The organism is Marinobacter sp. AN1 (genome assembly GCF_026013985.1).
In the GTDB taxonomy this organism is placed as follows: domain Bacteria; phylum Pseudomonadota; class Gammaproteobacteria; order Pseudomonadales; family Oleiphilaceae; genus Marinobacter; species Marinobacter segnicrescens.
Window position 1 is genome coordinate 2684959 of record NZ_CP110342.1, and the last position, 25218, is coordinate 2710176.

Here is a 25218-nt window from a genome sequence, read left to right on the forward strand (position 1 = left end):
ATGGCCCTGAAGCTTGCCAAACCCGAACCGCCGATGGCCCCGCCGCCAGAGGACAGTCGCGGCCGCAACCCGGAGCTGGAAGAGCGCCTGCGCTGGTTTCCACCCAATACTCACATCACCATCCGCGGCCTCGACAAGGCCTTCGGGGACACCACCATCTACGAAGGTTTCGACCTGAACATTCCGCGGGGCAAGATCACCTCGGTGTTCGGCCCCAATGGATGCGGAAAAAGCACCCTGATCAACATGATCTCCGGGCTGATACCTTACGATGGCGGCGAAATCCTGTTCGATGGCAAGTCCCTGAGCGAGACCCACATCAGCTATGTGTTCCAGAATTACCGGGAAGCGCTGTTTCCGTGGATGCGGGCCATCGACAACATCCACTACCCCCTGAAACTCATGGGGGTGCCGGCTGCCGAGCGCAAACGCCGGGTCGACGCGCTGATCGAGAGCTTTGACGTGCCCATCGACTTCAACGCCTACCCCTATCAGCTTTCCGGCGGCCAGATGCAGACCATCTGCATCATGCGGGCGCTGGTGGTGGATCCGGAGGTGCTGTTTCTGGATGAACCCTTCTCGGCACTGGACTACGAAATGACCCTGCTGATGCGGGATCGCCTGCAGAAGATCTTCCAGGAACGGGGCACCACCATGATGATGGTGTCCCACAACCTCGAAGACGCCGTCTGGCTGGCGGACCACATTCTGCTGCTGACCCGCAAACCGACACGGATTGCCGACATGGTGGCCTTTGAGGCCGACCGGCCCCGTACCGCCACCACTGTGTCTGACCCGGAGTTCGTGCGGGTACAGAAGCATTGCCTGGAAATCTTCCTGAAAGAGGCCAGTGTCCGATGAACGCAATTGAACGCTCTATCCAGTCCGCCAAACCCCTGTGGGGCGTGCTGGGCCTGCTGGCCGTATGGTGGCTGGTGTGGAAGATCAAAGTGGCTGACCCGGTGCTGCTGCCATCGCCCCAGGCGACAATGTTCAGCCTCTGGTCCGGCATGACCGATGGCAGCCTGTGGCACGATTTCGTGGCTACCGTCAGGCTGACCACCGTGTCTTTTCTCCTGGCAGCTGTTATTGCCATTCCGCTGGGTATTTTCCTGGGGTCGTCCGTACCCCTGTACCGATCGGTGGAGTTCATCATTGATTTCTTCCGCTCGACCCCGGCCTCGGCGCTGTTCCCGTTGTTTCTGGTGCTGTTTGGCACCGGCGACCTTTCCAAGATTCTGGTGACCGCCTTCGGCGCCGGACTGGTGATCCTGTTCAACGTCGCCTATGGCGTGATGAACGCCCGTCAGACTCGCCTGCTGGCGGCTAAAGTGATGGGCGCCAACAAGCTGCAGACCCTGCGGGACGTGATGTTCTGGGAATCCCTGCCACAAACCTTCATCGGCCTGCGTAACGGTATTTCCCTGGCCCTGGTCATCGTGATCGTGGCGGAAATGTTCATCGGCTCCACCGAAGGCCTCGGCCACCGTCTGGTGGAGGCCCAGATGCTGTTCCGGATGCCGGAAATGTACGCCGCCATTTTCGCCGCCGGCGCCCTGGGTTACGGCCTTAACTGGAGCTCGGTGATGATCGAGAAACGCATTGTCCACTGGGGAGGTAAATAATGTCTGGCAAGCCCCTGAATATTGTCATCAGTGGTGCCGGGGTCGCCGGTGCTATTGTCGCCGGCCTGCTCAAGAATGAGCCCGGTGTGCGGGTGACCACCCTCGAGCGGGTTGATCCCGAGGATCATTCCAATGCCGGCACCGGCCTGAATATCGGCCCCAACGCCCTGAAACTGCTGCACCAGGCGGACCCGGCCCTGTGTGCGAAACTGCGGGCGCCGGGCATCAGTCTGCCCTGGCAGAGCTGGCGCACCTCCCTCACGGATGGCACCGAGCTGATGAATCTCACCCTGACGGAGGTGGCGGACAACGACGGCATCCGCATCCGCTGGGCCGACCTGTATCAGCAACTGCGCAGCCACGCCCGGGAACAGATTCACTTCAACACCCAGGTCACCGACATGGCCTATGCCTCCGACGCCAGCGACTCGCCGTTGCGGGTGAGCTGGTCCGCCACCGATGGCAGCACCCGCCACGAAGACCATGAGGTGGACCTGTTGATTGCCGGCGATGGCCGCTACTCCGCCGTGCGGGAAACCTTTCTCGGCAAACCAGGGCCAAGGCCCCTGGGGGTGGTGATCTATCGGGTCCTGGTGCCGGACACCGCCAACGGTCTGATTGATGACTATGAGCAGTGGTTTAACGGTCCCTACCGTTTGCTGGCCTTCCGGGTGCCGGGCAATGCCATCTACATTGCCGGCTCCTTCCCGATCACCCCCGGCGCCAGTATCGACGATGATGCCCGCAGTGCTGAGCACCTGCGGGCCCTGTACACACCGCAGCAGGGCACGGCCAGCGACCAGGCCCGCTTCCTGATCGACAACATCTGCCGGTATGTGGATGACATTCACTGGGCCCGGGTGGCCGAGATCGAACCGGCGTTTACCGACCAGCGGGGCCGGGTACTGTTACTGGGGGACGCCGCCCACGCCATGGTGCCAACCCTCGGTCAGGGCGCCACCAGTGCCATTGAAGACGCCTGCGTCGCGGCCGCCATGATACGGGATGCGGTCAGGGCAGGGCCGGTGTCGGTAGCGGCGCTGACCGCTCGTATCGGTGAAGCACGCATGGCCCGGGCGCAGTTCATCATGGACCTGTCCCGGGACGCGTCAGACACCATGTTGCCGGGATCCGACACCGTGGCTATGACCCGCAAGAAAACGCAGTCAGAATTTCTGGGCCAGCTCAGTGAGCTGTTCCGGGCAACGACCCCGGGGCAGGCGCCGGAATCCGGTGGCGAGCAACGGAAGGCCAGCTGAGCAGCGGCAGGGGTGGTCAGCTGGAGGCCATGGCCTCCAGCTGCTTCAGCACGCTGAACTTGTCTGGCAGGTGGCGGCACAACACCGCCTGCAGGGCCGGGCCGTCCCGGCGCTGCAGGGCGTCAAGGATACGTTCATGATCCTCCACCGACCGGCGCCAGCTCTCAGGCAGGGCGTTGACGTTGTAACGGTAGGGCTGGACCAGGGCATTGAGCCCCTCCAGCTGACGCACCAGCACCGGGTTACCGGAAGCCTCGATGATCTTCTGGTGGATCGCCTGATTGCACTTGAAGTAGTTGAGGCGCTCACCCTGCTGATAACAGCCGATCATCTGCCTGTGCAGTTCTGCGATGGCGGCAATGTCGGCCTCGGTTGCCCGGGTGGCGGCCAGCAGGCCGGCATGGCCATCCAGGGTGGCGATCACCTCGAAGGTGTCCATCAGTTCGGCCAGCTCCATACGCCGGACTTCTGCGCCGCGGTTGGTGCGGATAACCACCAGGCCTTCCGCGGCCAGTACCCGGAATGCCTCCCGGACCGGCGTCCGGGAAAGGCCCAGGTAATCGCTCAGGGCCTGTTCCTGAAGACGAATCCCCGGGGCCAGCTCGCCGGACACGATCAGGTCACGGATCTGCTGGACCGCCCGTTGCTGGGCCGAGAGCCTGGACCGGCGACCGGTATGCACATCCTCGGTGGCGTTGTCCGGGAAAACAAAGGCGGAGTCTGAAGGCGTCACGGGCGGTATCCGCTGGTTGTGAAACAGGTTCCTGACACATTGCTCAACAACATACGGTCGCAGGCATCACTTGGCAACCGCCCATGCACAACCGGACACGACCAGGGCCGTATGGCCCAGACAGAACGAGATCAAATCACCATGCGCAGCCATGTTCATCGCTTTACCCTGACCGATCCCGGCAACGTCAGCCCGCTGGCTGAGGCCTTCCGGAGCGGGCAACTGGACCCGGCTACGGTGGTGGCCGTCATCGGCAAAACGCCGGGCAACGGTCTGGTCAACGATTATACCCGTGGCTACCTGACCCAGAGCCTGGCCTTGCTGATTGGCAGCCACACCGGTCAGAGCTGGCAGCAGGTGACGGAACGTGTGCCGTTCATTTTTTCCGGCGGTACCGAGGGCGTGCTCACGCCCCACATCACGGTATTCTGCGCTGAGCCGGGTGAGCGTTCCAGGGCCAGTTCTATTTACAGCGCCAGTGCCGATACCAGCGCCTCACCCGGCCTGGCCATCGCCACCGCCTTCACACCGGCGCTGGCGCCGGATGCCATCGGTCGCAACGGCCAGGCGCTGGCCACTGCGGAGGCGGTGCGCAATGCCATGACCGCAGCCGGCATCAACGACCCGGCTGACGTTCACTTCGTGCAGGTCAAAGGCCCCTGCCTGACCGCCGCAAAGATGGCTGAGGCCAGATCACAGGGTCTGGCCGTTGCCGGCACCAGTGCCGACCAGTCCATGGCCCTGAGCCGGGTCGCATCGGCCTTTGGCGTCGCTCTGGCCCTGGGTGAAATTCAGGAGGACCAGTTGGAGGAAGCGGCCTTCCTGACCGACTTCCGGCTGTGGTCCGGAGTCGCCAGTTGTTCCTCCGGTATCGAGGTGTCCTGTAATGAAATCGTGCTGCTCGGCAACAGCCGACACTGGCAAAGCGACTACCGCATCGGCCACCGGCCCATGGCGGACGCACTGGATATCCGGGCCATCTACGACCTGATCGATGAGCTCGGGCTGGATCCCGCAGCCCCTGAGATCGCCGCCGCCTTTGTAAAATGCGAGCCGGACCGGCGCGGACTGATCCGCGGGCAACCCCACACCATGCTCAACGACGGTGACCTCAACCCCCAGCGGCATATCCGCGGTGCGGTCGGGGCCATCGCCGCCGCCGTCTTCTCAGACACCCGGATTTTCGTGTCCGGCGGCGCCGAACATCAGGGGCCGGATGGTGGCGGCACCGTCACCGCCATCGCCCGCAAACCGGAGCTGGCCCCATGAGCCGGCTCGCCGACGAGCTCTGCGCTCTGAGCGCGACGGACCTGGCCACCGCGATCCGGCGAGGGGATCTCAGCGCCGTTGAGGTCACCGAGGCCACGCTCGCCCGCATTGAAGACTGCAACCCGGTGGTCAACGCACTGTGCACCCTCAACACCGGGGCCGCCATCGCCGATGCCCGCCGCCTGGACCGTCAGCGCCAGCAGGGCGAGCCGCTGCCATCACTGGCCGGTGTGCCGGTGGGGATCAAGGACATTACCGCCACCGCCGGTCTGCGCACCACGTTTGGCTCACCCCTGTGCCGGAATCATGTACCTGCCTACGACGCCGAGGTGGTTGCCCGCCTGCGCCGGGCCGGCGCCATCGTCATCGGCAAGACCAATACTCCGGAGTTTGCGGCCGGCGCCAACACCGTCAACCCGGTGTTCGGCGCAACCCGTAATCCCTGGAACCCGGCCCTCAGCGCGGGGGGCTCCACCGGCGGTGGCGCTGCCGCCCTGGCCACCGGCATGATTGCCCTGGCCCAGGGCACCGACCTGGGCGGCTCCCTGCGCAACCCCGCGGCCTTCTGCGGTGTGGTCGGCCTCAGGCCAACCCCCGGGCTGGTGCCCAGCGCTCCGAATCCGGCCCCATGGGACAGTCTGCAGGTGGACGGCCCCATGGCGCGTACGTCAGCCGATACCTGGCTCGCGCTGCAGGCGATGGCGGGCAGCAGTCGCCACGCTACCCTGTCCACCGCCGGTGACCTGCCCGGGCGTGGCCTGCCTCTGGAGCTGCAACCGGCGCCACGCCGGGTGGCCTATATTGCGGACATCGCTGGCTTCGGCATCGATCCGGCCATTGCCACCCTGTGCCGGGAGGCCGCCGGTCGCCTGAGCGCGTCCGGGTGTGAGGTGGTCGATCTTGAGCTGGACCTTGCGGCCGAGATTCCCGCCTACCTGACACTGCGGGGTCAGGTGATCGTCAGCCAGTTGCTGCCCTGGCTTGATCAGCGGGAGGCTCTGGGGCCAAACCTGCAGGCCAACCTTGAAACCGGACTGGCCCTGAGCACCCGGGACATTGCCCACGCCCAGCATCGGCGTGCGGCCCTGCGACAGCGACTGCTCGCCCTGCTGGACGACTTCGATGCCCTGCTGACGCCCACCACGACCGTACTGCCATTCCCGGTGGCGGAAAACTACCCGAGCCACATTGCCGGCCGGCCCATGACCAGCTACATAGACTGGGTGGCCCAGACCTTCCTCTGGAGTCTGCCCGGGTTTCCGGTGGCTTCGGTGCCTGCCGGGTTCACCGACTGTGGCCTGCCGGTGGGTCTGCAAATCATGACCGGCCCCTGGCAGGACGCCCGTGCGCTGGCTCTGGCCCAACGAATTGAGGACAATGGTCCCTTCCGGCTGGCCTCACCCCATCGCGGGGTACCCGCCAGAGCGGAGCACAGCCACCAGATACCGCCGCAGGATATGGCAGCCAACCGGGAAAGGAGCCTCCCATGACCACCCCCGCCCGTGAGTTCCTCAAGGGTTGCCGCAACGCGCTTCCGGTCACGCTGACCTTCAGCGTGTTGTTCGTGGTGGTTGGCGCCCACAGCCAGGCCAGTGGCCTGGATCTGGCACAGGGCCTGGCCCTGACCGCCCTGGTGTTTGCCGCACCGGCGCAGATGGCCGCCACCGACCTGATTGCCCAGGGTGCGTGGCTTCCGGCGCTGCTGGCCATTATCGTCATCAACTTCCGCTTCCTGCTGATGTCCGCCTCGATCGCGCCCTATCTGGGCAAACCCGGTCGTGGCCGGTTGCTGGCTTCGGTGCAGATGCTCAGCGCCAGCACCTTTGCCACCAGCTTCATTCCGTTGCGGGAGGGGAGCCTGCAGTATCCTTTAAGCTATTTTCTGGGGGTCTGCGCGGCCTCCTTCCCGACTGCCGTCATCGCCACCGCCACCGGTTATCTGGTGCAGGACGCCATTCCGCCCTGGCTGCAACAGACCATGACCATGGTGCTGCCCATCTACTTCGTCACCTTTCTTGCCAGAGTCTGGCCCCGGACCCGTTTCCTGGCTGCCGGGGTGCTGGGGCTGGTGCTGACCCCGGTTGCCAACAGCCTGCTGCCGGGGTTTGGTCTGATTGTCACAGCCCTGGCGGTGGCCGCCCTTTTAATGCTGCTGGAGCCCAAAGCATGTCCGAAAACCATCTGATCTGGCTGGTGATCCTGGCGGGCGCGGCGGCCAGCTACGGCTTTCGCAGCCTGCCGCTGCTGGTGATGTCGCGGCTGGACCTGGTGGACAGTGGCTCCGACCTGCTGCGCTTCTTCGACTACGCCACCTACGCGATCATCGGTGGCATCATCGGCAGTGCTCTAGTCAGCGGCGGCGAACTGACCAGCGCGGTCAGTGATCCCCGGCTGGTCGTTGGCCTGATGACTGTAGCTGCCACCTTTGCCTTATGCCTGAAGTTGCGCGGTAACCTGCTGCCCCTGTTCGCCGGTGTGGGGTTGTATCAGGTGTTGTCGTGGCTGGCCCTGTAAAAGTGCCCGCGGCTCCGAGGAGGCTGATCGGCCAGTCTGTAGCATCGACGATGTTCAGGGCCAATGCCTGCTTTGCCCCCTGCCAGCTGCGGTAACTGCTGTTTATAAAGCTAGCTGAGCTTGGCGGGCACACGGGGCCTTCTGACAGAACGGAAATCATAGGCAGTAACGGAAGGAGGCTTACGCCTCATCATGACACCTGAGAGCCACTAGACCAGCCCTTCAATGCTGAGCCCAACCCCTGCCACCCCTAAAACAAAAAAGCCTCTAAGGCATCCCTAGAGGCTTTCCCGGGCCAGAGCGAATACCTTCGACTGACTCTAGACTAGCGGTAGAAAACAAAATGTCGTGACCCATTCAGGCACATTTAAGACACATTCTGATAAAACTCAAAATGTCCTTTTCTGAAAACTTACGTAAGTCGTTGAATTAGAGGTGGTGCGAGAGGAGAGACTCGAACTCTCACGGGTTGCCCCACTGGAACCTAAATCCAGCGCGTCTACCAGTTCCGCCACTCTCGCAAACGTTGTGGCCGCATCCTGCAACATCTTTCCCGGCCTGTAAGGGACTTTGAGCCGAGCACGGGAAATAGGGAGAACAGATCAGAAAGAGGGAAATGGGGTGGACGAAGGGGTTCGAACCCTCGACCGCAGGAGTCACAATCCTGAGCTCTACCAACTGAGCTACGTCCACCATAATCATTTCAAACACTGCTGCCGGATGGTACCGACTGACAGCAACCTTGCGAAGCCCCTGTGCCCGAGTCTACCTGAACGGCTGTTGGCGCGCCCGGCAGGACTCGAACCTGCGACCATCCGCTTAGAAGGCGGATGCTCTATCCAGCTGAGCTACGGGCGCTTGACCGCTTGCCCACCTGAATATCCAGTGTGGGTTGGTCGGGGTAGAGAGATTCGAACTCCCGACATCCTGCTCCCAAAGCAGGCGCGCTACCAGACTGCGCTATACCCCGTAACCTGAACAACATATGCCTCAGCAAAGTTGGCGCGAATAATACCGGCGGATCCGGGGGGCGTCAACCAGCACATCACCATTTTTCTCCGGAAACTGCCGGAACACAAGCCCCGGGGTTGCGCCAGCAATTGGCGCAGGAACGGTTCCATGCGAGAATGGCCGCCTTCATTTTCACCTGACAGATATTCCCATGACCGCAGAACTCATAAACGGAAAAGAGATCGCCGCGGGTATCCGCCAGCAAGTCGCTGCCGGTGTTGAAGCCCGGCGCCAGAAAGGCCTGCGCGCACCCGGCCTCGCCGTCGTACTGGTCGGAAGCGACCCTGCGTCGCAGGTCTATGTCGGTAATAAACGCAAGGCCTGTGAAGCCGCCGGCATTCACTCCCTGTCCTACGATCTCCCCGCTGACACCTCCCAGGAGGCCCTGGAAGCGCTGATAGACGAGCTGAACGAAAACCCGGAGGTGGACGGCATCCTGGTGCAGCTACCCCTCCCTGACCACCTGGACGACGACCCCATCCTGGTACGCATCCGCCCGGACAAGGACGTGGACGGCTTCCACCCCTATAACATCGGCCGCCTGGTCCAGCGTCAGCCTGCCCTGCGCCCCTGCACCCCCCGGGGCATCATTACCCTGCTGGACACCATCAACACTCCCTACAAGGGCCAGCACGCCGTTATCGTGGGCGCTTCCAACATCGTTGGCCGCCCCATGTCCATGGAACTCCTGCTCAAGGGTGCGACGACCACCGTTGCCCACCGCTTTACCAGGGACCTTGAGAAGTTTGTCGGTGAGGCAGACATCCTTATCGCTGCGGCCGGCAAACCCGGTTTGATCAAGGGCGAATGGATCAAACCCGGCGCCACCGTCATCGATGTAGGCATTAACCGGATGGAAGACGGCAAGCTGCGCGGGGACGTGGAATTCGAGGCCGCTTGCGAACGCGCGGCGTATATCACTCCGGTGCCGGGTGGTGTTGGCCCAATGACCATTGCCACACTGCTGCAGAACACGCTTTATGCGGCGAACGTGCTGCACGACGGCTGATAAGACGGATCTGGCAACGCCCTTCGACAGGCTCAGGGCGAACGGGATAAAGAGGCCCTGAGCCCTGCCACAAGGACCGTTCGCCCTGAGCCCCGCCATAAGGACCGTTCGCCCTGAGCCCCGCCATAAGGACCGTTTGCCCTGAGCCCCGTCATAAAGACCGTTCGCCCTGAGCCCCGCCATAACGACCGTTCGCCCTGAGCCTGTCGAAGGGCGAATCCAATAAAAAACCCCGCACAGCAGAACCGAGCGGGGTTTTTGGATCAGCCCAGACAATTACTGCCCGAACTTCTCCTTGGCCTTCAGGCGGTACGCGTGCAAAAGCGGCTCGGTATAGCCGTTCGGCTGCTCACGGCCTTTCAGAACCAGGTCCAGGGCAGCCTGGAAGGCCACGCTGTCATCAAAGCTCGGTGCCATATTGCGGTAGGCCGGATCACCCTCGTTCTGGCGATCAACCACCGCTGCCATGCGCTTCATGGTGCTGACAATCTGCTCTTCGCTGCAGATACCGTGGTGCAGCCAGTTGCATAGCAGCTGGGACGAAATACGCAGGGTGGCGCGATCTTCCATCAGCCCAATGTCGTTGATATCCGGCACCTTGGAGCAACCCACGCCCTGGTCGATCCAGCGAACCACGTAGCCAAGAATACCCTGGGCGTTATTGTCCAGTTCTTCCTGGATCTCGCCCTCGGACAGGGACTTGGGATCGTCCATCACCGGAACTGTAAGGATGTCTTCCAGGGCCGCGCGCTGACGGCTCTCAAGCTGCTTCTGCACGTCTGCCACACTCACCTGGTGGTAATGGATCGCGTGCAGCGTAGCAGCGGTCGGAGACGGAACCCAGGCCGTGTTGGCGCCAGCCTTCGGATGGCCGATCTTGGCTTCCAGCATGCCTGCCATCAGGTCCGGCATGGCCCACATGCCCTTGCCGATCTGGGCGACGCCCCGGAAACCGGTTTCCAGGCCAATGTCCACGTTCCACTGCTCGTAGGCCTGGATCCACGCTGCCTGCTTCATCTGCCCCTTGCGGATAAACGGCCCCATTTCCATGGAGGTGTGAATCTCATCACCAGTGCGATCCAGGAAGCCGGTGTTGATGAACACGGCACGCTCTTTGGCGGCATGGATACACGACTTCAGGTTCACCGTGGTACGGCGCTCTTCGTCCATGATGCCCACTTTCAGGGTGAAGCGCGGCAGCCCCAGGGCGTCCTCCACCTTGCCAAAGAACTCGTTGGTGAACGCCACTTCTTCCGGGCCGTGCATCTTCGGCTTCACGATGTAGACCGAGCCGGTGGTGCTGTTCTGATACTGACCGTTACCCTTCAGGTCGTGGATCGCGATCAGGGAAGTGATCAGGCCGTCCATCAGCCCTTCCGGCACTTCACTGCCGTCCTTGAGCAGGATGGCCGGATTGGTCATCAGGTGACCAACGTTGCGCACGAACATCAGGCTGCGCCCCTTGAGGCTCAGCTCACTACCGTCCGCTGCGGTGTAGGTGCGATCAGCGTGCATGCGCCGGGTCATCATCTCACCGCCCTTCTGGAAGCTCTCTTCCAGGTCAGCCTTCATCAGACCCAGCCAGTTGCGGTAAGCCAGGGCCTTGTCGTCGGCATCGACGGCGGCAACCGAGTCTTCGCAGTCCATGATCGTGGTCAGGGCAGACTCCATCAGCACGTCCTTGACGTGGGCGCCGTCATCCTGGCCGATGGGATGACTGGCATCGATCTGGATTTCGAAATGCATACCATTTTTCACCAGCAGGATGCCGGTGGGTTCGCTCTCAGAACCGGTGTAACCCACAAAGCCGGACTCGTCTTTCAGGCCAGTGGTGTCACCGTTTTGCAGCTTGACCACCAGTTTGCCACCCTCAACCTGGTACTTCGCGGCATCCTTGTGGCTGCCGGAAGCCAGTGGCGCAGACTCATCCAGCAGGTTGCGGGCGAACTCGATGACCTTGGCACCACGCACCGGGTTGTAACCAGGCCCTTTCTGGGCGCCACCTTCCTCTGAGATCGCATCGGTGCCATAAAGGGCATCGTACAGGCTGCCCCAGCGGGCGTTGGCGGCGTTCAGGGCGAAACGGCCGTTCATTACCGGCACAACCAGCTGCGGGCCGGCCATGGTGGCAATTTCCGGATCCACGTTAGAAGTGGAGATCCTGAACTCGCCCGGCTCATCCACCAGGTAGCCGATTTCCTTCAGGTAGGACTTGTACTCGTCCATGCTGAATGGCTGACCTTTGTGATTGCGGTACCAGCCGTCCATTTTTTCCTGGATATCGTCACGCTTGGCAAGCAGCTCCTTGTTACGGGGCGCCAGTTCGTGGACGATTCTGTCAAATTCCGCCCAGAATTTGTCAGCGTCGACGCCGGTTCCCGGGATCGCTTCGTTGTTCACGAAATCGAACAGGTTCTTAGCGACCTGCAGGCCGCCGACTTGCACGCGTTCAGTCATCGTTGTCTGCCTCAATGTTGTCTGTATTCCCTGAGAAGCAAGGTGGTTACGATTTCCACGTATTGCCTCTCACTCATACCTCGGGGCGCGATAGTTTACGCCATCTCCCCGGTCATTTCATACCGCCGTTCGATTTTACCCACGGCGCCAGCTGGTACCCTCACGGCTGTCATCCAGTATGATGCCCTTTTCCTGGAGTTCATCACGGATGCGGTCGGCTTCGGCGAAGTTCTTTGCCTTGCGCGCATCCGCCCGGGCCTGGATCATGGCCTCAATCTGTTCAGCAGAGAGATCACCCTCCACTCCAGCCTTGAAGAAGGCTTCCGGGTCCTGCTGGAGGATCCCGAGCACTGCGCCCAGACGAACCAGCACGGCAGCCAGCTCAGCCGCCCGGTCATCATGACCATCGCGGCGGGCCTGGTTCAGCTCGCTCGCCGCGCCGTGCAGTACGCTGATGGACCCCGCAGTGTTGAAGTCGTCGTCCATGGCCTCGTGGAACTGGCGGTCGAACTCCCCTTCCGGCACATTCTTGGCCGGCACCACACCCCGCAGCGCATGGTATAGCCGCTCGAGGGTACGCCCGGCTTCCGCCAGGTTATCCTCGGAGTAGTCCACCTGGCTGCGGTAATGGCTGGACACCAGGAAGTAGCGCACCACTTCGGGCGGATACTTGTCGAGAATCTCGCGAATGGTGAAGAAGTTGCCCAGGGACTTGGACATCTTCTCCTTGTTCACCCGGATCGCTCCGGCGTGCATCCAGGTGTTCACGAAATGATGGCCGGTGGCACACTCGGACTGGGCAATCTCATTTTCGTGGTGCGGGAACAACAGGTCCGGGCCGCCACCGTGAATGTCGAAGGTGTCCCCAAGGCAACGGGTGGACATGGCGGAACACTCGATGTGCCAGCCCGGCCGGCCATCCCCCCAGGGCGACGGCCAGCTGACCTCACCAGGCTTGGCCGCTTTCCAAAGCGCGAAGTCCGCCGGGCTTTTCTTGGCCTGTTCCACATCCACCCGGGCACCGGCCAGCAGGTCTTCCAGTTTCTTCTTGCTGAGCTTGCCGTAACCGTCAAAGCTGTTAACCGAAAAGTAAACGTCGCCGTTATCCGCCGCGTAGGCGTGGTCTTTGGCAATCAGCACGCGGATCATGGCGATAATCTCATCAATATAATCGGTCGCCCGGGGCTCTTCCGTAGGGGCCAGCACACCCAGTTTCTGCTCGTCCTCATGCATGGCCTGGATCATGCGGTCCGTGAGGGCGTCAAACGGCTCACCGTTCTCGTCGGCCCGACGCAGGATCTTGTCGTCAATATCGGTAATGTTGCGCACGTAGTGGACGTCGTAGCCCCGGTGGCGCAGGTAACGGGTAATCACGTCGAAGGCCACCAGCACCCGGGCATGCCCCAGGTGACAGTAGTCGTAGACCGTCATACCACAGACGTACATGCGCACCTTGCCCGGCTGGATAGGCTGGAACTCTTCTTTTTGCTGGGTGAGGGTGTTGTAGATTCTGATCACGGTTAAGGCATTCGCTTTGTGCATAGGTTTGACAAATCGCGAGAATAAAAGGCTTCAGCGTAAGCCATTCGGACACCGGGTGAAGGAATCCGGCGGGGTTTACGCCTTACCCTTCCCCCACGAATCCCGCAGAGTTACTGTCCGGTTGAAGACCAGTCGACCGGACTCGGAGGCCTCTTCGTCGAAGAAAAAGTATCCCTCCCGCTCAAACTGGTAAGGCAGGTCGGCACGGGGCTGCCCCAGGCTCTTCTCGGCGCGGACCTTTTCCAGGCGAACCAGGGATTCCGGATTGATATGGTCAACGAAGTCGCCTTCCTTGTCGCTGTCCGGGCTCTCATGGTTGAACAGGCGATCATAGACATTGATGTCCGCCTCAACCGAGTCCGTTGCGGACACCCAGTGAATCACACCGTTGGGCTTGTAGCCTTCCGGGTTAACGCCGAGAGTATTCGGATCGTATTCGCAGCGCAGTTCGACAATGTCGCCGCTATCATCCCGAACAATCTCACGACAGGTCATCACGTAACCGCCACGCAACCGCACCGCCTGGTCCGGCGCCAGCCGCTTCCACTTGCGGGGAGGCTCCTCCACGAAATCTTCCCGATCGATATACAGCTCCCGGGTCCAGGACACTTCACGGGTGCCCATATCCGGGTTCTGGGGGTGCACCGGCAATTCCAGGGTTTCAGAGCTGTCTTCAGGATAGTTGGTGAGCACCACCTTCAGCGGGCGCATGACGCACATGGCACGGGGCGCACGGGTGTTCAGGTCCTCACGGATGGCGTGTTCCAGCATGCCCACATCAACCGTGCCGCCGGCCTTGTTGACGCCGATCATGTCACAGAACGCGCGAATGGACTCAGGCGTATAGCCCCTGCGGCGCATGCCGGAGATAGTCGGCATGCGAGGATCATCCCAGCTGTCCACGTAGCCTTCGTCCACCAGCCGCTTGAGTTTGCGCTTACTGGTGACCGTGTAATTCAGGTTCAGTCGCGCAAACTCGATCTGCCGGGGCTTGCAGGGCGCCGAGATATTGTCGATCACCCAGTCGTACAGTGGGCGGTGATCCTCGAACTCCAGGGTGCACAGGGAGTGGGTAATACCCTCCATGGCATCAGAAATCGGGTGGGTGAAGTCGTACATCGGGTAAATGCACCACTTGTTACCGGTCTGGTGGTGCTCAGCATAGCGGATACGATAGAGGATCGGGTCCCGCAGGTTGATATTGGGCGATGCCATGTCGATCTTCGCCCGCAGCACCAGCTCACCGTTGCCGAACTTGCCGTCCCGCATATCACGGAACAACTGCAGATTCTCTTCCACCGGGCGATCCCGGTAGGGGCTGTTGCGGCCCGGCTCTTTAAGGGTACCGCGGTATTCGGTCATCTCCTCGGCAGACAGGGAGCAGACATAAGCCTTGCCCTTCTCGATCAATTCCACCGCGAAATCATGGATGGTATCGAAATAGTCGGATGCAAAATGGACGTCATCGGCCCAGTCATACCCCAACCACTTCACATCCCGCTTGATGGCATCGATGTACTCCTGCTCTTCCTTCTCCGGGTTGGTATCGTCAAAGCGCAGGTTGCACTCGCCACCGAAGGTCTCGGCAATACCAAAATTCAGGCAGATAGACTTTGCATGACCGATGTGCAGGTAGCCGTTGGGCTCCGGCGGAAAACGGGTCACCACCTTGCCGGTGTGGTCACCTTTGGCAATGGCGTCTTCGATCAGGCTTTGGATAAAATTGTGGGCTTTCTTCGACTCGGCGCTCATAGGGTCTCGGAATGAAAGAGGTGGATCTTAAACGGCCTATTATACGCATAAAAGGCGGTCGGACTCATGCATGGCGGCCAAGTCTTGCGTACAATAAACGTTATATCGATGACCGATCCCTCAATACAGGAAGCTTCAATGATTCTGCTGCAAACCACACACGGTGATATCAAGCTGGAACTGGACTACGACAAGGCCCCCGAAACCGCGAAGAACTTTGAACAGTACGTTCGTGACGGCTTCTATGACGGGCTTATTTTTCACCGTGTAATCAGCAACTTCATGATTCAGGGCGGCGGTTTCGAGCCAGGCATGCAGCCCCGCAAGACCCGCGACCCGATCCAGAACGAGGCCGATAATGGCCTGAGCAACATGCAGGGTACCGTAGCCATGGCTCGCACCATGGATCCCCATTCGGCCACCGCCCAGTTTTTCATCAATGTGGAAAACAACGGCTTCCTTGATCATACCGCCAAGACCGCCGAGGGCTGGGGATATTGTGTCTTCGGCCGGGTGGTGGAAGGCATGGACACGGTGAACCGCATCCGTGCCGTGCGCACCGAAAGCCAGGGCTTTCACGATGATGTCCCGTCAGAGAACGTCGTGATCGTAAAAGCCGAGGTGCTGGAGGATGGGGGCGAAGCGTGACCATTCGCTTCATTTCCGACCTGCACCTTGAAGAGTCACGCCCGGATATCACCGACGCCTTTCTCGCCTTTCTGAAGGACAAGGCCATGGGCATCGAAGCCCTGTACATCCTTGGCGACTTTTTCGAGGCCTGGATCGGCGACGACGAGCAGACCCCGCTGCAAAACCGGGTGGCAGACGCCCTGCGGGAAGTCAGCGACAGCGGCACCGCCCTGTACCTGATGCACGGCAACCGGGATTTCCTGATCGGCGAGGATTTCTGCAATCGTTGTGGTGCAGAACTCCTGCCGGACCCCACGGTGGTAGATCTGCACGGCACGCCGACCCTGCTGATGCATGGTGACAGCCTGTGCACGGCTGACGTCGAATACCAGAAGTTCCGTGCCAACATGCGTAATGAGCAATGGCAGCAGATGTTCCTGCAACGCCCGCTGGCAGACCGGCAGATGGTTGCCCGCCAGCTGCGGGAAATCAGCATGGCCAAGAATCAGGGTAAGGCTGAAACCATCATGGACGTAACGCCGGAAGAAGTGGTCCGGGAAATGGAGCATCATCGGGTGCAACGACTGATTCACGGCCATACTCATCGGCCGGCGATCCACCCGCTGACCGCCAGCGGCCAACCAGCGTGGCGTATCGTGCTGGGAGACTGGGACACCCATGCCTGGTGGCTTGATGTCACCGATGACCAGGAGCCCGCCCTTCACAAGCGGCCGCTTTAAGCAGGTTCCATTGCCTGCGACAGGAGCTTCCCATGTCGGTTTACAGAGCGCTCCAGGACCAGCGGCTCGGGCTTACCGTGCTGCTGGCCTTTTTCTGGCTGCTGGTGGTTCGGCTGTGCCTGTTCCTGCAAAGCGGTGTTTGGCCGGAAACAGGCTGGCTGCTCCTTAGCGATGCCGCAGGCGCTGTCACGGTTGCCGGACTGCTGATCCTGGCGCGCTCCTTCTGGCTGAGAACGGCTTTGGTTGTGGCGCTGGGCTGCCTGATGACGGCCTCCGCCATGCACCTCGCAGCCCACGGCACCTACCCCAGGCTTTCCATGATCAGCAAGGGGGCTGACCCGGTCTTCCTGGCATCATCGGTTTTCAACAGCCAGCTGCTGATGCTCCCCCTTTATCTGGGCCTGGCCTGGCTGCTCGTACGCATCTATCGATGGCTGGTTCCTATCCCGCCGCGCCGTATTACCTTTGCAACCCTGCTGATTGTCGTAACCACGGGTCTTTACCTCGCCGCTTCCCATAGCCTGACCACCTCCCGGAATAACCTGGTGGCCAGTTTCCTGGCACAAATACCCATGGCATTGATGGCGCCCGCAGGTGCCCTGGTGGGAGAGGAAGTCGCCGACACCACCGCTCCGGAGCGATCACAAGCTGAACGTGAGTTCTTCGAAGCAGACGTCGCAAGCCCGGATGTACCGGAGCCCCCCAATGTCCTGTTGATCATGGTGGAAGGCCTTTCCGCAGGCTATTTTCCGTCTGTCAGCAAGTACCATGGACTGACACCCGTGGTTTCCCTGCCGGAACTGGAAAACAAGCTTGCCGAGACCGGCTTCCGGCTGTACCGCAACACCCTCAGCATGGAGCGCCAGACAGACCGGGGCACATTTGCCATCCTCTGTGGCCAGTACCCTGACTTCAGGCGTCTGTCGACAAAAATGGAAGACGTTGCCGACGGTGAGGCCTTCCCCCTGTGCATGCCGGAGTTGTTGCGTTCACATGGTTACACCACCGCGTACTGGCAGGCCGCCCCGCTCAGCTACATGAGCAAGGACCGCTTCATGCCGCGCGCCGGATTTATACGGGTTACCGGTTCGGAAGCCTTCGAGCGAGACGGTGAAACCCCTGAGGGCTGGGGGCCGCCCGACCCGATCTACTTTGCCAATGTGGCAAAGCGCCTGCGGGCACTGGACCAGGAAGCCCCCCGATGGATGGTTACCCTGCTCAACGTGGGCACCCATCACCCCTTCGATACCGGCGGCAAACAGGCCAGCAGTGAACAAGGCGAGCCCCCCTTGCCCACCGAGCCGTTACAGGCACGGCGTAATGCCATGCGGGTCATGGAGCAGAGCCTGATTGCCTTCCTCGATGAAATGGACCAGGCTGGTGTCCTGGACAATACCCTGGTGATACTCACCTCTGACGAGTCAGGCGGCTTTGTCCGACAGGACCAGGAGTCCTTTCCCCTCAACGGCAACACCGGTGTACTGGCGGTCAAGCCGCCCCGGCCCGAGGCACTGGACGAGTATGCGGATCGCGATCGCATTGTCGCCCAGCTGGATATCCCGCTGACCATTCTGGATGCCACCGGTACCAGTAAGCCGATGATCGCGATGACAGGGCGCAGCCTGCTGAGCGGGGAAACCTCAAACCCCCGGGATCTGCTGTTGGCAGACACCTACACCGGCATGAAATTCTTTCTGCGGGAGAGCGGCGAACTGCTGGCCTGCACCGAGAGCCTGTTACGCTGCGAGACATGGACCTTTGAACCCGGGCGCCTGTTCGGTACCCTGTCACCAACCGACAGCGAGCCTTTTCTGACCCTGGCACAACGGCTGCGGCTGTTCGGCGAATCCGCCAGAATGCCCACAGGCCCTTCTGTCAGCAGTGAGTAATGCGACTATTTGTTGATTCGCTTGGCATTCTGCGACGGCACCGTCGCAGCCTGCTGCTTTACCATCTGTTTTTTACCGGCCTGACGCTGGCCCTCCTGGGCCCAGCTGTCGGCGCCCTGCTGGCGGCGCTGGAGCCTGTGACCGGAGAAGGTGCAATCAGCACCGGCGGCATAGCCACTTTCCTGCTGTCTCCGGGCGGGATTCTCTGGATGGCGGCGACCCTGACCGGCCTCATGGCTACGCTGACCCTGGAACAGGCCGGCATGACCGTTATCGCCTCCTCAGTGGAGCGTACCGGCGAGTACCGGCTTACCCTGGCCGCACTCTGGCAAACAGCCCTGCGATCGGGAAAGCTGCTCTGGCTCACAGTGCTCCAGGTGCTGGGTCATATAGCCATCGCCCTGCCCTTCCTGTTGGTCATTGCCCTTGCCTGGTGGTGGTTGCTGTCTTCCTATGAAGTCTATTTTATCCGCCTGACACGACCGCCGGAGCTCTGGTGGTTCCTAGCCGTTGCCGGAATCGCAGTCGCGGGAATGGTCACCTGCAATGGCTGGCTGTTCCTGCGCTGGAGCCTGGCCGAACCCATCGTCAGCCTGGAACGAACAACCGCCATCAGGGCACTGGCCGCCAGCAGCAAGCGAATCCACGGTAGCAAAAGGGCCCTGATCACCCCGCTGGCGGTCGGCGCAGTGCTGTTATTCGCCCTGCCGATACTCTTCACCTGGCTGTTCCAGTTGCTCGGTACACCTTACCTGGCACTCATGCCCGCCAGCCCCCGGGCGTTACTGCCTGCCATAACCGCCTATATTGCCCTTTACCTGCTGCTGATGGTTGCCGTGACCTTCGCACTATCTGCCGGTTACAGCGTGCTGATTTACCGGGTCTATCTCGCCACCAGCGGCCACTCCCGAAAGCACCATACGGTTCCGCCGCCGGCCCATACCGGCGCAAAGGCCTGGCTGGTTGAGGGCGTACTGATCGTTGCCGTGCTGGTACAGGCGGGCCTGGTCGTCAAGGCCTTTGACACAGCAGAACAGGTCACGATTACTGCCCACCGGGGCAATGCCTTTGTTGCCCCCGAGAACTCCGCAAGCGCGATCCACCGAGCTATCAGCGATGGTGCTGACTACCTGGAGGTGGATGTGCGGATGACCCGGGACGGCAAGCTCGTGTTATGGCACGATGCGAACCTTGAGCGGCTCCTGGGACGGCCAGAGCGGATCTCGGCGCTCGCTTGGGACGAGATTCGCGAACTGGATGCCGGCAGCTGGTTCTCTCCGGATTTCGCGGGGGAACCCATTCTCACCCTGGAAGAGCTGATAAACATCGCGAGGGGCCGGGCAGGACTGTTCCTGGACCTGAAACCAGACCATAACAGCCGCGACCTGGCACAAAAGGTGGTTGAGCTCCTGCAGCGGGAAAATGCCGTGGCGGGCACCATCATAGCTGCCGCACAGCGGCATGTCCTGGACGAAACCAGGGCCCTGGAGCCTGCCCTGCGCACGGCCTTGCTGGCCCAGTTCGTGATCGGTCCTCTGGATAACGGGCAGTTCGACATCCTCGGCCTGCGCTATAACCAGGCCAGTGCCGCCGCTGTCGCAAGGGCCCGGCAGCTGGGCTATGAACTGCACGTATGGACCGTCAATCAGCCGGCAGAGATGTCCCGCATGATCGACATGGGTGTCGACAACATCATCACCGACCGGCCGGATGTCCTGGCCCGGCTGCTGTCAGCCCGGAAAGAGCTTACCGATGGGGAACGCCTGGCGCTAAAATTGCGGAACTGGCTGAGATAGCCGCCCCTTTGGTCGGGAATGGCTGTGGGCAGGGATTTCAAAGGGCTTCCGCAGGCTCACGGTAGGTGTCCACCCGGTTCAGCCAGCCCGGCAGCCACTGCTCCCTTTCTATCGGGTTTTCTGCCCGCTGGGCCCTGGCCGCCAGCACTGCGGCTGCCGCCTGCCGGAACGTCGGCAGTGCCTCCTGCGCACCTGGGGACTCCATGGTCTCCAGCACCTGTAGAAGGCCCCAGCCAACACCATCATACCGTTCCGACTCGGCCAGCCCCTCGCCCTTGAAGTTGACATAGTCAATCAGGGCATAGGCGCCACCCGGCGTTTCCGTCAGCAGGCGAATCTTGCGACGAGTAGCGGCCGGGTCACCGGAGGCGGATGCAATCTGTTCTAGGCCAGCTTGCGCCCGCTGCAGCAGGAAAGCAGTCTGCCCTGCCTGCTCGCGCTCCAGCAAACGTCGCAGTTCCTCAATGCGGCCATCACGCCCTTCGGCCCGCAGGAAAGCCTGCCGGTCCGGCCACGGTGCCCCGCGCAGGATTTGCGCTTTTAACCATGCGGGCAGTTCCACTCCCTGCCCTTCCAGAAAACCCACCAGTGCCGGAAAGCTTTCCACAAAACGGCCGTCCACGCCTTCGGGATACCAGATAAAATGACCAATACCGAGGGAAGGAAAGGCTTCGCCCTGGTTCCAGTGCACCAGGCAGGGCCGGCGGGAGGAACACTCGTTGCGGTAGACCTGTTGGCCTATCCAGGCCAGTTGTTTTTCTGACAGGTCCAGCTGTGGCTGTTCATTTAAACCAGATAGCCGCTTGCCGACGGCACAACCCGTGGTAGCCATTAACAGCGCCCCAACCAACAATACCCGGACTACGGTGCGCCTGAAGGCGCAATAACGTCTCATTGGATAGATCCATACTCTCTGTGGCACTGCGTCAATGAGCGCCGGGTTCCGCACGGTAACGCTCAAGTGCAGGGCTACCCGGACCCGATGTCGGCGTGACTGGCAGCTCGAATCCCCAGCGGCGTATATCAAATCCGTAGGCCTGGTAGAACCGCTGCATGTCCGGCGCGAGCTGAGCCATGATATAGGCCTGCTCGGACGGAGCCAGCAAGCGTGGGCGCCGGGGTGATACCAAAGCCAGAATCCGCTGCCCGGAACGTCTCACCGCAGCCGGCATGCCCTGGGTCACCCGGCCCAGGGGCGAACGTTTGACCCAACGTTCCAGTGTGCTCTGAACCCGGGTCTGGTTGACCACTTCAAACGACGACGGCCGGTAACGGTCATCGATACCAAGGAAACGACAGACCCTTGCCACGACCTGATCCGGGGAGACTTTCAGGTCGTCGAAGTCCAGCACCAGAAAATCCCGCTCCGGGAAAAACCGCCGGAACTGGGTGAGTTGCAAGTGGTAACTGGAGGTATTGATCAGATGATCATCCACAATCCGGTCGTTGAATGCCATATCCCGGAGCATGTAGTTGTAGTGGGAGACGATGCGCTCCAGTGGATTACGAACAATGTAGAGAAACTTCGGCCGGATTCCGTAACCATGGATACGCTGAGGAACCCCAGTTTCCCGCGGGTACTTGGTATAACCGGTCGAGGCCTCCATGGCGTAGCGATGGACGCCTGCGTCAAAGTTCCACAGCTCGTCGTAGTCACCGACACCCGTCCCGTGACGCTGCAGGGACGAAAAATATTCCGGTTCCTTGGTCATGGCAGGACAGATTTGTGGGTGGCCGGACAGATAATCATAAAGGGATGAGGTACCGCATTTCATGGCCCCAATGATCATCAGGTGACCGTCGTACGGTATATTCCCTGGCATCCTGGCCTCCTGTCTGGCGCCCGGCAGGTTCCAACTGCCTGGTAGCATGGTGTGTTCCCCCGTAACATTTGCAGAAACTAACCAATACCTCCTCCGGCAACAAGAGTGTAATTATTTTACAGGTTCACCCTTTCAGACATAAAAAACCCGGCGTGGGGCCGGGGTACAAGGCGAGGGGCCTGGAACACCTACTGCTCTACAAACGCACGCTCAATGACGTAATGACCCAGGTCACCGGCGCGGGCTTCACGAAAGCCCATGTCATCCAGGATACGGCAGGTATCCTTCAGCATGCTGGGGCTGCCGCAGACCATGAAACGGTCATTCTCCAGGTCAAACTCCGGCAGGCCCAGGTCGCTGGTCAGTTTGCCGTTTTTCATGGCGTCGGTGAGACGGCCTTCGTTACGGAACGGCTCGCGAGTCACGGTCGGATAGTACATCAGCTTGCCGTCCACCATTTCACCGAAGAATTCGTTCCTGGGCAGACCTTCAATTTCGTCCTGGTACGCCAGCTCGGAAATATAGCGAACGCCATGGGTCAGGATCACCTTGTCGAAGGCTTCGTATACTTCCGGATCCTTGATGATGCTCATAAAGGGCGCCAGCCCGGTGCCGGTGCTGATCAGCCACAGGTTTTTCCGGGCAGCAGGTTATCAAGAATAAGCGTACCGGTCGGCTTGCGGCTGACCAGGATCTCGTCGCCTACCTGGATTTTCTGCAAACGGGAAGTCAGCGGGCCATCCGGCACCTTGATGGAGAAAAACTCCAGCTCTTCCTCATAGTTGGCGCTTGCAATACTGTACGCTCGCATCAGTGGCTTGCCGTCGGTCTCCAGCCCGATCATGGTGAAATGACCGTTCTTGAACCGGAACCCGGGGTCACGGCTGGTCGTAAAGCTGAACAGGGTATCGTTCCAGTGCCTTACGCTGGTCACCGTCTCTACGTTCATCTTGCTCATGGTCGTCAATCCACCTGAATATCTGAATGCCTTATGGAAAGGTTAACTGCATTGTGTGCATGGTAACCGACGTGTAACCTATCGATGAAATGGGATATTTTCATAACGTTATTCGGGAAAACCGATTATGAAGTACACCTTCCGCCAACTCGAGGTCTTCCTGGCCGCTGCCCACTTCCAGAACATTACCCGTGCGGCCGAATCACTGGCCATGTCCCAGTCGGCTGCCAGCAGCGCCCTGAAGGAACTGGAAAACCAGTTTGATATCAAGCTGTTCGACCGGGTCGGCAAGCGCCTGCAACTCAACGAACTGGGCCGTCTCTACCGCCCCAAGGTCGAAAGCCTGCTAGCGCAGGCCGGTGAACTGGAGCAGGCGTTCAGCCACCACACGGAAGTGGGCGCCCTCAAGGTCGGCGCCACGCTTACCATAGGTAACTATCTGGCCGTTGGGGTCATGGCCCAATACATGAATTCCCCTACACAGCCCCGGGTTTCACTGGAGGTGGCCAACACCAGCACCATCGCCCGACGGGTTTCAGACTTTGAACTGGACATCGGATTAATTGAGGGTGAACTCCAGGCACCGGAACTGGAGGTCATCCCCTGGCGCAATGATGAACTGGTGATCTTCTGTTCCCCGGACCACCCCCTGGCCGAAAAGCGCGGCCTGACCGACGAGGACCTGGTCTCCGCCACCTGGATCGCCCGGGAGCCCGGATCCGGCACCCGCCAGACGTTCGAGCGGGGTATGCATGGGCTGTTACCGAAACTGAACATCCTGCTGGAACTGGAGCACACCGAGGCCATCAAGCGGGCCGTCGAGGCCAATCTGGGTATCGGATGTCTGTCGAAGGTCTGCCTTGAGGATGCCTTCCGGCGAGGTTCACTGGTGCCGTTGCAAGCCGCAGCCCACCGCCGCTTTGACCGGCAGTTCTACTTCATCCTGCACAAGCAGAAGTACAAAAGTGCCGGTATTGATCGGTGGATGGAGCTTTGTAGAAATCTCGGATAGTCACCAATAACCGTACCTTCCAAACGAACCTCCACCAAACTGGCGGTAACTCCCAGGATTAAGGGAGACGGGCCGGAGAGGTCTGTCTGGAACCTGGAGCGCCATGGATGGCGCGACGGAGCCCTACAAGGATGTACTTGCGAGGCGTTTCCGGACAGACCTCTCCGGACCGGCTCCCCTTGCACAGGTTCCGCAGACCGTGTTCAAGAAACAAGTTTACATGGGAGGCAAGGCTCAGCCTTTGCCCGCTTCGTTGAGGTACAGTAACCAGCCTGTTAATGTGCTGCCGGGCGACCCGGGCCGGTAACGCTTTTCCGGACACGCCCCGTGAATACATCCCTGTAGGGCTCCGTCGCGCCGTCCCTGGCGCTCCAGGGTCCGGAAAAGCGTTCCCAACCCGACTCGCTGCAACTACAGCGATACCGCCCGTAGAACCCTGGCCTCAAGTATTTACTGGGCCGCTATGAAAACGGAACGCATCATCAGGAGCCTCAATTAACTCCTTCTCGATGGCGAGAAACTCCGCCACTCGATCTTCCACCGGCCCACCATTCGCCTGCTCCGCCAGCTTCAGATAATCCTGGTAATGCCGGGCCTCGGACTTCAGCAGGCTGTTATAGAAATCCGCCAGCTTGTCGTCCAGAAACGGCGCCAGCGCCGCAAACCGCTCGCAGGAACGCGCCTCGATAATTGCACCAACAATCAATACATCCACCAGCCGGCCAGGATCCTCGCTACGAACCAGCGACCGCAGCCCCGCGGCATAGCGGGCCGGCGACAAATGACCGTACTCGACCCCCCGCTTCTTCATGATCGCCAGCACCTGCTCAAAGTGCCGCAACTCCTCCCTGGCCAACCGGGACATCTTGTTCAGCAAATCGGTGTTGTCCACGTAACGGTACATCAGACTCAATGCCGTCGACGCCGCCTTCTTCTCGCAATGGGCATGGTCAATCAACATCAGGTCCTGGTTCGCCAGGGCATTGTCGATCCATAGTTGAGGGGTGCGGCAGGGCAGGAAATCGTGAATTTCGGCAAGGGCGGCGCTGGTATCAGACATAACGGAATCCGGCTGAAGGTTCGATTGGCGCGGGGAGTATACATCAGGATATGTTCAGTCTCCGACCATAGGCCAGCTTAACTTTACCCCCTGATTCCTATAGAATGCAGCGCCGATTCGTGGCCTTTTCCACACAACA

The 25218-nt window shown here is 60.8% G+C and carries 20 protein-coding genes, 4 tRNA genes and 1 pseudogene; 13 read left to right on the plus strand and 12 right to left on the minus strand.

Annotated features, from left to right (window positions below):
* From LJ360_RS12310 to LJ360_RS12320, 3 genes are read left to right on the plus strand one after another with little or no spacing between them, the layout of a single operon-like run.
* Positions 1-861: an ABC transporter ATP-binding protein gene (locus LJ360_RS12310; RefSeq protein ID WP_218144748.1), complete on the plus strand. Its 861-nt coding sequence runs from the start codon at positions 1-3 to the stop codon at positions 859-861.
* Positions 858-1625, plus strand: a complete 768-nt coding sequence (locus LJ360_RS12315; protein ID WP_091848481.1) for an ABC transporter permease — start codon at positions 858-860, stop codon at positions 1623-1625. The genes LJ360_RS12310 and LJ360_RS12315 overlap by 4 nt, the downstream gene beginning before the upstream one ends.
* Positions 1625-2884 carry an FAD-dependent oxidoreductase gene (locus LJ360_RS12320; protein WP_264994112.1) on the plus strand — a complete coding sequence of 420 codons (1260 nt, stop codon included), beginning with the start codon at positions 1625-1627 and terminating at the stop codon, positions 2882-2884. The genes LJ360_RS12315 and LJ360_RS12320 overlap by 1 nt, the downstream gene beginning before the upstream one ends.
* A gap of 16 nt (positions 2885-2900) precedes the next feature.
* Here the strand turns inward: LJ360_RS12320 and LJ360_RS12325 are convergent, their stop codons facing one another.
* Positions 2901-3617, minus strand: coding sequence for a GntR family transcriptional regulator (locus LJ360_RS12325; RefSeq protein ID WP_091848483.1), 717 nt, complete (start codon positions 3615-3617; stop codon positions 2901-2903).
* Positions 3618-3728: 111 nt separating this feature from the next.
* Here LJ360_RS12325 and LJ360_RS12330 point away from each other — a divergent pair, with 111 nt between their 5' ends.
* From LJ360_RS12330 to LJ360_RS12345, 4 genes are read left to right on the plus strand one after another with little or no spacing between them, the layout of a single operon-like run.
* Complete coding sequence (locus LJ360_RS12330) at positions 3729-4886, plus strand: ring-opening amidohydrolase (protein WP_218144749.1); 1158 nt, start codon at positions 3729-3731, stop codon at positions 4884-4886.
* Positions 4883-6376, plus strand: a complete 1494-nt coding sequence (locus LJ360_RS12335; RefSeq protein WP_091848484.1) for an amidase — start codon at positions 4883-4885, stop codon at positions 6374-6376. Before LJ360_RS12330 ends, LJ360_RS12335 begins: the two co-directional genes overlap by 4 nt.
* Positions 6373-7071 (plus strand): AzlC family ABC transporter permease, encoded by a 699-nt coding sequence (locus LJ360_RS12340; RefSeq protein WP_091848485.1) that lies wholly within the window; start codon positions 6373-6375, stop codon positions 7069-7071. The genes LJ360_RS12335 and LJ360_RS12340 overlap by 4 nt, the downstream gene beginning before the upstream one ends.
* Positions 7053-7400, plus strand: a complete 348-nt coding sequence (locus tag LJ360_RS12345; protein WP_091848486.1) for an AzlD domain-containing protein — start codon at positions 7053-7055, stop codon at positions 7398-7400. The genes LJ360_RS12340 and LJ360_RS12345 overlap by 19 nt, the downstream gene beginning before the upstream one ends.
* Before the next feature lie 436 nt (positions 7401-7836).
* Here LJ360_RS12345 and LJ360_RS12350 read toward each other — a convergent pair.
* The 4 genes from LJ360_RS12350 to LJ360_RS12365 all read right to left on the minus strand — a co-directional run bounded on the left by LJ360_RS12350 (position 7837) and on the right by LJ360_RS12365 (position 8370).
* Positions 7837-7921 (minus strand) — tRNA-Leu (locus LJ360_RS12350).
* 96 nt (positions 7922-8017) lie between these two features.
* Positions 8018-8093: transfer RNA gene (locus LJ360_RS12355), tRNA-His, on the minus strand.
* Positions 8094-8181: 88 nt separating this feature from the next.
* Positions 8182-8258, minus strand: a tRNA-Arg gene (locus LJ360_RS12360).
* A 35-nt stretch (positions 8259-8293) separates the two neighbouring features.
* A tRNA-Pro gene (locus LJ360_RS12365) sits at positions 8294-8370 on the minus strand.
* Positions 8371-8562: 192 nt separating this feature from the next.
* Here LJ360_RS12365 and folD point away from each other — a divergent pair.
* Complete coding sequence (gene folD / locus LJ360_RS12370) at positions 8563-9420, plus strand: bifunctional methylenetetrahydrofolate dehydrogenase/methenyltetrahydrofolate cyclohydrolase FolD (RefSeq protein WP_091848487.1); 858 nt, start codon at positions 8563-8565, stop codon at positions 9418-9420.
* A 276-nt stretch (positions 9421-9696) separates the two neighbouring features.
* Here folD and LJ360_RS12375 read toward each other — a convergent pair whose 3' ends face one another.
* The 3 genes from LJ360_RS12375 to LJ360_RS12385 form a co-directional block, all read right to left on the minus strand.
* Positions 9697-11877 carry a malate synthase G gene (locus LJ360_RS12375; RefSeq protein WP_091848488.1) on the minus strand — a complete coding sequence of 727 codons (2181 nt, stop codon included), beginning with the start codon at positions 11875-11877 and terminating at the stop codon, positions 9697-9699.
* A gap of 135 nt (positions 11878-12012) precedes the next feature.
* Positions 12013-13419 carry a cysteine--tRNA ligase gene (gene cysS / locus LJ360_RS12380; RefSeq protein ID WP_245742399.1) on the minus strand — a complete coding sequence of 469 codons (1407 nt, stop codon included), beginning with the start codon at positions 13417-13419 and terminating at the stop codon, positions 12013-12015.
* 75 nt (positions 13420-13494) lie between these two features.
* Positions 13495-15171, minus strand: coding sequence for a glutamine--tRNA ligase/YqeY domain fusion protein (locus LJ360_RS12385; RefSeq protein ID WP_091848489.1), 1677 nt, complete (start codon positions 15169-15171; stop codon positions 13495-13497).
* 138 nt (positions 15172-15309) lie between these two features.
* On the opposite strand from LJ360_RS12385, the gene LJ360_RS12390 reads away from it, so the two are divergent.
* The 4 genes from LJ360_RS12390 to LJ360_RS12405 are packed head-to-tail and all read left to right on the plus strand — an operon-like array spanning position 15310 to position 20226.
* Complete coding sequence (locus LJ360_RS12390; RefSeq protein WP_091848490.1) at positions 15310-15819, plus strand: peptidylprolyl isomerase; 510 nt, start codon at positions 15310-15312, stop codon at positions 15817-15819.
* Positions 15816-16541, plus strand: coding sequence for a UDP-2,3-diacylglucosamine diphosphatase (gene lpxH, locus LJ360_RS12395; protein ID WP_264994113.1), 726 nt, complete (start codon positions 15816-15818; stop codon positions 16539-16541). Before LJ360_RS12390 ends, lpxH begins: the two co-directional genes overlap by 4 nt.
* Before the next feature lie 32 nt (positions 16542-16573).
* A complete protein-coding gene (locus LJ360_RS12400) occupies positions 16574-18430 on the plus strand; it encodes an LTA synthase family protein (protein ID WP_264994114.1) in 1857 nt (618 codons plus the stop codon).
* The gene (locus tag LJ360_RS12405) at positions 18430-20226 is read left to right on the plus strand and encodes a glycerophosphodiester phosphodiesterase (protein WP_264994115.1); all 1797 of its coding nucleotides are present in this window, start codon (positions 18430-18432) and stop codon (positions 20224-20226) included. The genes LJ360_RS12400 and LJ360_RS12405 overlap by 1 nt, the downstream gene beginning before the upstream one ends.
* A 37-nt stretch (positions 20227-20263) precedes the next feature.
* On the opposite strand, the gene LJ360_RS12410 is transcribed toward LJ360_RS12405, so the two are convergent.
* The 3 genes and pseudogenes from LJ360_RS12410 to LJ360_RS12420 form a co-directional block, all read right to left on the minus strand.
* Positions 20264-21121, minus strand: a complete 858-nt coding sequence (locus tag LJ360_RS12410) for a hypothetical protein (RefSeq protein ID WP_264994116.1) — start codon at positions 21119-21121, stop codon at positions 20264-20266.
* Positions 21122-21152: 31 nt separating this feature from the next.
* Positions 21153-22049 (minus strand): sulfotransferase domain-containing protein, encoded by an 897-nt coding sequence (locus tag LJ360_RS12415; protein ID WP_264994117.1) that lies wholly within the window; start codon positions 22047-22049, stop codon positions 21153-21155.
* 188 nt (positions 22050-22237) lie between these two features.
* Positions 22238-23007 (minus strand): annotated as a pseudogene (locus LJ360_RS12420) (ferredoxin--NADP reductase).
* 127 nt (positions 23008-23134) lie between these two features.
* Between LJ360_RS12420 and LJ360_RS12425 the strand changes: the two are divergent.
* On the plus strand, positions 23135-24019 hold the full coding sequence (locus LJ360_RS12425) for a LysR family transcriptional regulator (RefSeq protein ID WP_264994118.1): 885 nt from the start codon (positions 23135-23137) through the stop codon (positions 24017-24019).
* Between the two features lie 442 nt (positions 24020-24461).
* Here the strand turns inward: LJ360_RS12425 and LJ360_RS12430 are convergent, their stop codons facing one another.
* Positions 24462-25079: a tRNA-(ms[2]io[6]A)-hydroxylase gene (locus tag LJ360_RS12430; RefSeq protein WP_264994119.1), complete on the minus strand. Its 618-nt coding sequence runs from the start codon at positions 25077-25079 to the stop codon at positions 24462-24464.
* Positions 25080-25218 lie beyond the last annotated feature (139 nt).

Excerpts from the sequence above, each read along its gene's own strand:
- LJ360_RS12310 (WP_218144748.1), top strand. The coding sequence starts at position 1 with ATGGCCCTGAAGCTTGCCAAACCCGAACCGCCGATGGCCCCGCCGCCA.
- LJ360_RS12315 (WP_091848481.1), top strand. The coding sequence starts at position 858 with ATGAACGCAATTGAACGCTCTATCCAGTCCGCCAAACCCCTGTGGGGC.
- LJ360_RS12320 (WP_264994112.1), top strand. The coding sequence starts at position 1,625 with ATGTCTGGCAAGCCCCTGAATATTGTCATCAGTGGTGCCGGGGTCGCC.
- LJ360_RS12330 (WP_218144749.1), top strand. The coding sequence starts at position 3,729 with ATGGCCCAGACAGAACGAGATCAAATCACCATGCGCAGCCATGTTCAT.
- LJ360_RS12335 (WP_091848484.1), top strand. The coding sequence starts at position 4,883 with ATGAGCCGGCTCGCCGACGAGCTCTGCGCTCTGAGCGCGACGGACCTG.
- LJ360_RS12340 (WP_091848485.1), top strand. The coding sequence starts at position 6,373 with ATGACCACCCCCGCCCGTGAGTTCCTCAAGGGTTGCCGCAACGCGCTT.
- LJ360_RS12345 (WP_091848486.1), top strand. The coding sequence starts at position 7,053 with ATGTCCGAAAACCATCTGATCTGGCTGGTGATCCTGGCGGGCGCGGCG.
- folD (WP_091848487.1), top strand. The coding sequence starts at position 8,563 with ATGACCGCAGAACTCATAAACGGAAAAGAGATCGCCGCGGGTATCCGC.
- LJ360_RS12375 (WP_091848488.1), bottom strand. The coding sequence starts at position 11,877 with ATGACTGAACGCGTGCAAGTCGGCGGCCTGCAGGTCGCTAAGAACCTG.
- cysS (WP_245742399.1), bottom strand. The coding sequence starts at position 13,419 with ATGCACAAAGCGAATGCCTTAACCGTGATCAGAATCTACAACACCCTC.
- LJ360_RS12385 (WP_091848489.1), bottom strand. The coding sequence starts at position 15,171 with ATGAGCGCCGAGTCGAAGAAAGCCCACAATTTTATCCAAAGCCTGATC.
- LJ360_RS12390 (WP_091848490.1), top strand. The coding sequence starts at position 15,310 with ATGATTCTGCTGCAAACCACACACGGTGATATCAAGCTGGAACTGGAC.
- LJ360_RS12400 (WP_264994114.1), top strand. The coding sequence starts at position 16,574 with ATGTCGGTTTACAGAGCGCTCCAGGACCAGCGGCTCGGGCTTACCGTG.
- LJ360_RS12405 (WP_264994115.1), top strand. The coding sequence starts at position 18,430 with ATGCGACTATTTGTTGATTCGCTTGGCATTCTGCGACGGCACCGTCGC.
- LJ360_RS12410 (WP_264994116.1), bottom strand. The coding sequence starts at position 21,121 with ATGAGACGTTATTGCGCCTTCAGGCGCACCGTAGTCCGGGTATTGTTG.
- LJ360_RS12415 (WP_264994117.1), bottom strand. The coding sequence starts at position 22,049 with ATGCCAGGGAATATACCGTACGACGGTCACCTGATGATCATTGGGGCC.
- LJ360_RS12425 (WP_264994118.1), top strand. The coding sequence starts at position 23,135 with ATGAAGTACACCTTCCGCCAACTCGAGGTCTTCCTGGCCGCTGCCCAC.
- LJ360_RS12430 (WP_264994119.1), bottom strand. The coding sequence starts at position 25,079 with ATGTCTGATACCAGCGCCGCCCTTGCCGAAATTCACGATTTCCTGCCC.